This window comes from Chryseobacterium sp. VD8 (assembly GCF_037149975.1).
Classification (GTDB): Bacteria; Bacteroidota; Bacteroidia; order Flavobacteriales; family Weeksellaceae; genus Chryseobacterium; species Chryseobacterium indicum.
The window spans coordinates 1-5,959 of record NZ_JBBCQL010000258.1; the positions used below are offsets into that span (position 1 = coordinate 1).

Here is a 5,959-nt window from a genome sequence, read left to right on the forward strand (position 1 = left end):
CCAAGAGCGGGGAGATTTTCTTTCAAATCCAATGACTCAATACTTTTTTGGCGAATTGCATTATTTGCAATACTCATATTACCCATGCTAATTTTCTCAAAAGAAGTATTGTTTTCAATATATAGTGAAGTCATTAAATTGTAATCCATAGGCTCAAGCTCTTCCATTAACTCTTTAATTCCTGAAATATTTCTTTTTGCTATTGCAGTGTGACTCTTAAAATCTATAATACATAAATATCCCAATTTAGTTTCTTCCCATTTATTTACATAAATATCAAGAAACGAAGGCTTCTTTGTATATTTAAATACAATAATTGAATATTCTGCAATAGTATTTGCATCAAATTCTTCTTTTACTTTAATGGTTTCTAAAAGGGAATGTCCATCTTTTTCTTTAGACGCTTCTTTAAAAGAAGACTTAATTAGTCTTTTTGATAAATATCCTTCTTTTTCCTTTATAAAAAAATAAGCATTCTCATGTAGCACTATATTTTCAGTTAATTCTTTTTCATTCATAATGATATTTACATTTTTATTAATTTAAAAATATAAATATAATATTCCGAAACCTTACGGAAAACCGTACTTTCCCTGAATTTTCAACAAAAAAAACCACCCTTTCGGATGGTTTTCAATAAATAAAATCAAAAAGTTTAAATTTTATCCAAAATCTTCTTCGGCAGTACTTTTACCAATTGAGATTTGTATTCATTTTCGAGGATCACAAACTTCCAGTATTTTTTGTCTTTGGAAACCGCACAGGCTTTCATATTAGCATTGATGACGTAAGAATTTTCCTTCGCAGCATACTGTACATTGTTTTTGCCGTATTTCTGAATCAGCATCGCTTGGATTTTCTTCTTCATGTCTTCATTCAGGGAACCGACATTGCATTTCAGCTTCAGAAAATAATTGACGATGGAGAAATATTCTTTATCAATCTGTTCCGGCTTTGCAATATTCCCAAACTTAAAATCCTGAATTTCAATCTTCATAAAAGGATTGTTGTAGGTAATGTTCAGAATCTGCGTCATCTGATCTTTCGGAATCACCGTGAAAAATTTCGGATAAATGCAGTTCACCGACTGATCGATTTTCTTTGTTTTAATGGTATTCACGAAATACGACAGTGATTGTTTAATGGCTGCTTCTTCCGGATTTGCCTTCGTCTGAGCAAAAGACATCAACGACAGGAACATGAACAGAAACAGGAATGATTTGGTTTTCATAATTTTAAATAGACAGTTGTTACGATTTTAAAAGAAGATTCTTTCCTTCTTCCTGAAATCTGTCGCAGAAGTCCGGTGAATCGTTACAAACAAACAGCAATGAAAAAAGCCATCCTTTCGGACGGCTTTCAGAATATTGTAAGATTCAGATTATTTTACTTTTACAAGCTCAACATCAAAGATCAGCCACGCGTTTGGCGGAATCACTCCTCCTGCTCCTCTTTCTCCGTAACCCATTGCCGGCGGAATCAGTAAAGTAGCCGTTTCACCTTCTTTTAACAAAAGGATTCCTTCGTCCCAGCCTTTAATTACTCTTCCCATCCCGATAGGAATTTCAATCGGCTCATTTCTTTTGAAAGAAGAATCGAATTCCGATCCGTCTACCAGTTTTCCTGCATAATGTACAGAAACGTTATCACCCGCTTTCGGAGCTTTTCCTTCTGTTGTTTTCGTGATTTTATAGTAAAGACCGGATTCTGTTTTCTGCATTCCTGCTTTCAGATCTTCAACCATTTTCTCCTGATTGGCTTTGAATTCGGCTTCTTTTTTAGCTTTTTCAGCTTCTTCTTTTGCTAAAAATGCTTTGTTGTTTTCTGCAATTTTAGCTTTTCCTTCTGTAAACGTTTTTGCTGCATCGTAGTTTTTGTATTCGTCTCCTTTGCTGAAAACAGAAACTTTTTCCAAAACAATGTCAGTTTTAGGCTTATCCTGCGCTCCTTTTTCTACATTCGCAATCGCATCGATTACATCTTCTCCTTTTACCACTTTTCCGAAAATCGTGTGTTTTCCGTCTAACCAAGGTGTAGCCACTTCCGTGATGAAGAACTGGGAACCATTGGTATTCGGTCCCGAATTCGCCATAGAAAGCACTCCTTTTCCGGTATGCTTAAGATCGTTTCTTTCGTCCTCGAATTTATATCCCGGATCTCCCATTCCTGTTCCCTGAGGATCTCCCCCTTGAATCATGAAATCTTTAATCACTCTGTGGAAAATCGTTCCGTCATAATAAGGAACCCCTTTCGCTTTCGCTTTGTTATCGATTTTTCCTTCTGCAAGACCAATAAAATTAGCCACAGTTACCGGTGCTTTTTTATCCTCGAATTTTACGATCAAATTACCTTTTGTCGTCTGAAGATTCGCATAAAGTCCGTCATTAAGACCTTCGTAAGTTTCTTTGTCTACGTTCATTTTTTTATAAATTGGTGTACAACTCATCAGCGAAACACTTGCCGCCGCCAGAATTATATTCTTGTTAAACAATTTCATGGATTATAATGCTTTTAATTTTATGATTAATGGGATGTCATTATCTATTTTCTTCTCATCTCCGTACGTTCCATACGCCAGTGCAGACGGAACCAGAAGCGTAACTTCCTCACCGTCGTGTATAAAACGCAAAGCATCTTCTACCGCCTTCAGTTCATCAAAATGACCGAATTTGGCATCTCTTCTTGCGATTGGCTGATCGTAGATTTTCGTCTGATCAAAGTCGTACAGATCGTAAGAATAGGAAATCAGCGTATTGTCCTGCCTTCTCTGCCTTTGGTCAAAACCTTCCGTATTTGTCCAGTAATTAAGCTGCGTAGGATAAAACTTTACCGGCTGACTGCCAATCCATTCCTGAATATGGTATCTTTCCTGTGCATTCAGGTTTTTCATCCTGTTTTTGGAAACATCCAGATCGTTCTTGCTGAGAACGCCGCCAACGGGAGGATGAGTCTGCGCATTTTTGCTGCAGCTCAGTAAACCCAATATCGATATGAAGAGTATTTTTTTCATAAACTTTTGCGAAAATACACATTTCGGGAATCAATTACAAAACTTCAGGAACTTATTGAATTAAAAATTGTGACAATTTCTCTGTCTTCCTGAGTGTGAAACAGTCGAAGGATTAGGATGTAAATTTCCACTGCTTTTGAAAGGATTTTTATTTTTCAGGAGCTTTATCGCGCTTTCCGCACTCGCTATTTTTTTAGTTTACGGCGCGGCTTCGCCGCGCCGTAAACTAAAAAAATGAGCTCAGACAATTGCTCCAATCCCGGCTAGGATTGCAGACGTTCCTTACAACACCCTAAACAAGTACAGCTTGTTATTTTATTAAAAACTTTAACGAGTTATGTCATTCTGAATGAAATTTTGCGAAGCAATATGAAAGGAAGAATCTTTTGCTTTATCTCTAGCAGATTTTGCAGATTACGCAGATTTTTTTCACTGTAAAATTGTTTATCCTTTTTTAAATGTTTTAACTGCATTTTTGTCATCCTGAAAGGCTTTCAACGATACATTGAAAACTTTTTTTAGATGCTTTCAGCATGACAAAGATACTGTAAATAATTTAACAGATTACGCGGATTTATTCTAATTTATCATCTGCTAAATTTGCAAAATCTGCGAGAGATAATAATCATGCAGCTTGTCATCCTGAAAGGATCTAAGCAATGAAAGATCAATAAATAAAACATTCAGAAACGAGCTCTTCGACAGGCTCAGAGTGACACTGCGAATACTAAACGAAAGACAAAACAATGAATAATTGTTAACAATTCTTTTTATCTCCCAAAATCTTTAACAATCCCATGTCATTCTGAATGAAATTTTGCGAAGCAATATGGAATGAAGAATCTTTTGAATTATCTCCCGCAGATTTTGCAGATTACGCAGATTTTTTCAATGTAAAATTGTTTATCCTTTCTCAATCCATTGACAGCGTTTTTGTCATCCTGAAAAGGATTTCAACGATACATTGAAAACTTTGCTTAGATGCTTTCAGCATGACAAACATACTGTAAATAATTTAGCAGATCACGCGGATTTTTTACACTTAATCATCTGCGAAATTTGCAAAATCTGTGAGAGATAATAATCATCATGCAGCTTGTCATCCTAAAAGGATCTAAGCAAAGTATAAAAAACAGCGATAAATAAGACATTCGGAATAAAAAACTCTGTGGAGTTTTATCTGTGTAGAAATCATATTTAGACTTACGTTCGGCGTTCCGTAGGAACGCTATCTTTAGAAAATTTATTGAGAATTATAGAGATCAATCCTATGGATTGATAGACTTATTCTTATTTCTACATAGATTCTGCTCCTAAAGGAGCAACCATCTTCACTTCAAACTACTTAACTGATAAAAATTTAAAACAAAAAGCCGGAAAAAATTTCCGGCTTTTCAATATCTAACGTTTAAAAAAAATTAAACTGTTTCCAATACGTGATCCACTAAAACTCTCCATCCGAAAGGATCATCTGAAAGGTTAGTCTGTAGATTAACAAGATCGTTTTTCAAAGTAACTGCGAAGCTTTCTTCGTCTGATAATCTTGGCAATTCAAGCTTTTCTCCTTTATAGCCTAAAGCCTGGAAAACGGTAGTAACCACTGCTGTTCCTACTCCCCAAACTTCTTTCAAAGTTCCGTTTTTCTGAGCTTCTATAACGTCCAGCACTTTAATAGGTTCTACTTTTACTTCAATTCCTCTCTTTTTAGCCAATTGGATGAAGCTGTCTCTTGTAACTCCGTCAAGGATTTTTTCTGAAGTCGGAGGCGTAAAAATCGTATCATTGATTCTTACGAAAACGTTCATCGTACCACTCTCTTCGAAATATTCGTGAGTAGCGTCATCAGTCCAGATAATCTGCTCATACCCTTCTTCAATTGCCAACTGAGTCGGGTAGAAAGAAGCTGCATAGTTTCCGGCAGCTTTCGCAGAACCTACTCCACCGCTTGCCGCTCTTGAATAATGGTCTGAAATTTTTACAGAAACAGGTTCTGTATAATACATCTTTGCAGGAGTTGCAACGATGGCGAACATATATTTATTGGCAACTCTCGCTTTCAATGCTTCTTCTGTAGCGAAAATTAATGGTCTAATGTACAAAGACATACCTTCTCCGGAAGGAATCCATTCTCTGTCGATATCCACCAATGCTTTAAGTCCGTCCAAAAACATTTCTTCCGTTATTTCCGGCATGGCAAGACGTTTTGCCGACTTATTGATACGTTCAAAATTCTTTTCGGGCCTGAAAAGGAAAACCTGTCCGTCTTTGTCTTTGTAGGCTTTCATACCTTCAAAACAAGCCTGTCCGTAATTTACACCCATCATAGCCGGTGTAAACGCTAAAGGACCATAAGGAACCAATTTTACATCACCCCATTTTCCGTTTTCGTACTCACAGATGATCATATGATCGATAAAAGTATTTCCGAATGAAAAATTGTTTGGGTCGAATGTAGAAATTCGGGAGTTTTCAGTTTTTTGAATTATCATTTCTAAAATTTTTTATGAGGTTCTACAAATTTAACATAATTTTCTAAATATAAAAATTTTAGAGTAAATTTGTAAAAAAATAGCTTGAAAAGAGAAATTAAGACCACAAACGACGGCAGCAAAACACTGTTTATCAATGATTTAAATGAAAACTATCATTCACACCATGGTGCATTACAGGAAGCCGAACACGTGTTTATCAAAAATGGATTAAATTTGATAAATGATTACGAAATTAATATTTTAGAACTCGGTTTTGGAACAGGTTTGAATGTTTTGGTAACAATTAATGAATATTTAAAAACTGACAAAAATCATATCATCAACTATTTCACCCTTGAGAAATACCCCATAAATGAATCGGAAATTAACGATTTAGCCTATTTTGAGCTTTTCGATAACCCCGAATTCAAAAATATTTATCAAAAAATTCATCTGGCAGAATGGGAAAAGTCAGAAG

General features: G+C 35.6%; 5 protein-coding genes and 1 pseudogene. 1 reads left to right on the forward strand and 5 read right to left on the reverse strand.

The window, feature by feature from the left end; translation table 11 throughout:
* From WFK35_RS19685 to WFK35_RS19705, 5 genes are all read right to left on the reverse strand, one after another.
* Positions 1 to 518 (reverse strand): hypothetical protein (locus tag WFK35_RS19685; protein WP_336734100.1); only part of this gene is annotated, 518 nt, incomplete at its 3' end.
* Positions 519 to 655: 137 nt separating this feature from the next.
* Positions 656 to 1,231, reverse strand: a complete 576-nt coding sequence (locus tag WFK35_RS19690) for a hypothetical protein (RefSeq protein ID WP_336734102.1) — start codon at positions 1,229 to 1,231, stop codon at positions 656 to 658.
* A gap of 150 nt (positions 1,232 to 1,381) precedes the next feature.
* Positions 1,382 to 2,419 (reverse strand): peptidylprolyl isomerase, encoded by a 1,038-nt coding sequence (locus WFK35_RS19695; RefSeq protein WP_228408246.1) that lies wholly within the window; start codon positions 2,417 to 2,419, stop codon positions 1,382 to 1,384.
* Between the two features lie 81 nt (positions 2,420 to 2,500).
* Positions 2,501 to 3,010, reverse strand: a complete 510-nt coding sequence (locus tag WFK35_RS19700) for a hypothetical protein (RefSeq protein ID WP_076390417.1) — start codon at positions 3,008 to 3,010, stop codon at positions 2,501 to 2,503.
* Positions 3,011 to 4,428: 1,418 nt separating this feature from the next.
* On the reverse strand, positions 4,429 to 5,499 hold the full coding sequence (locus tag WFK35_RS19705) for a branched-chain amino acid aminotransferase (RefSeq protein ID WP_185204387.1): 1,071 nt from the start codon (positions 5,497 to 5,499) through the stop codon (positions 4,429 to 4,431).
* A gap of 84 nt (positions 5,500 to 5,583) precedes the next feature.
* On the opposite strand from WFK35_RS19705, the pseudogene WFK35_RS19710 reads away from it, so the two are divergent.
* Positions 5,584 to 5,959: pseudogene (locus WFK35_RS19710) on the forward strand (tRNA (5-methylaminomethyl-2-thiouridine)(34)-methyltransferase MnmD); the annotation flags it as partial.

Bases quoted from the DNA above. Each gene is read 5' to 3' on its own strand.
- WFK35_RS19695 (WP_228408246.1), bottom strand. From the start codon at position 2,419: ATGAACGTAGACAAAGAAACTTACGAAGGTCTTAATGACGGACTTTAT.
- WFK35_RS19705 (WP_185204387.1), bottom strand. From the start codon at position 5,499: ATGATAATTCAAAAAACTGAAAACTCCCGAATTTCTACATTCGACCCA.
- WFK35_RS19690 (WP_336734102.1), bottom strand. From the start codon at position 1,231: ATGAAAACCAAATCATTCCTGTTTCTGTTCATGTTCCTGTCGTTGATG.
- WFK35_RS19700 (WP_076390417.1), bottom strand. From the start codon at position 3,010: ATGAAAAAAATACTCTTCATATCGATATTGGGTTTACTGAGCTGCAGC.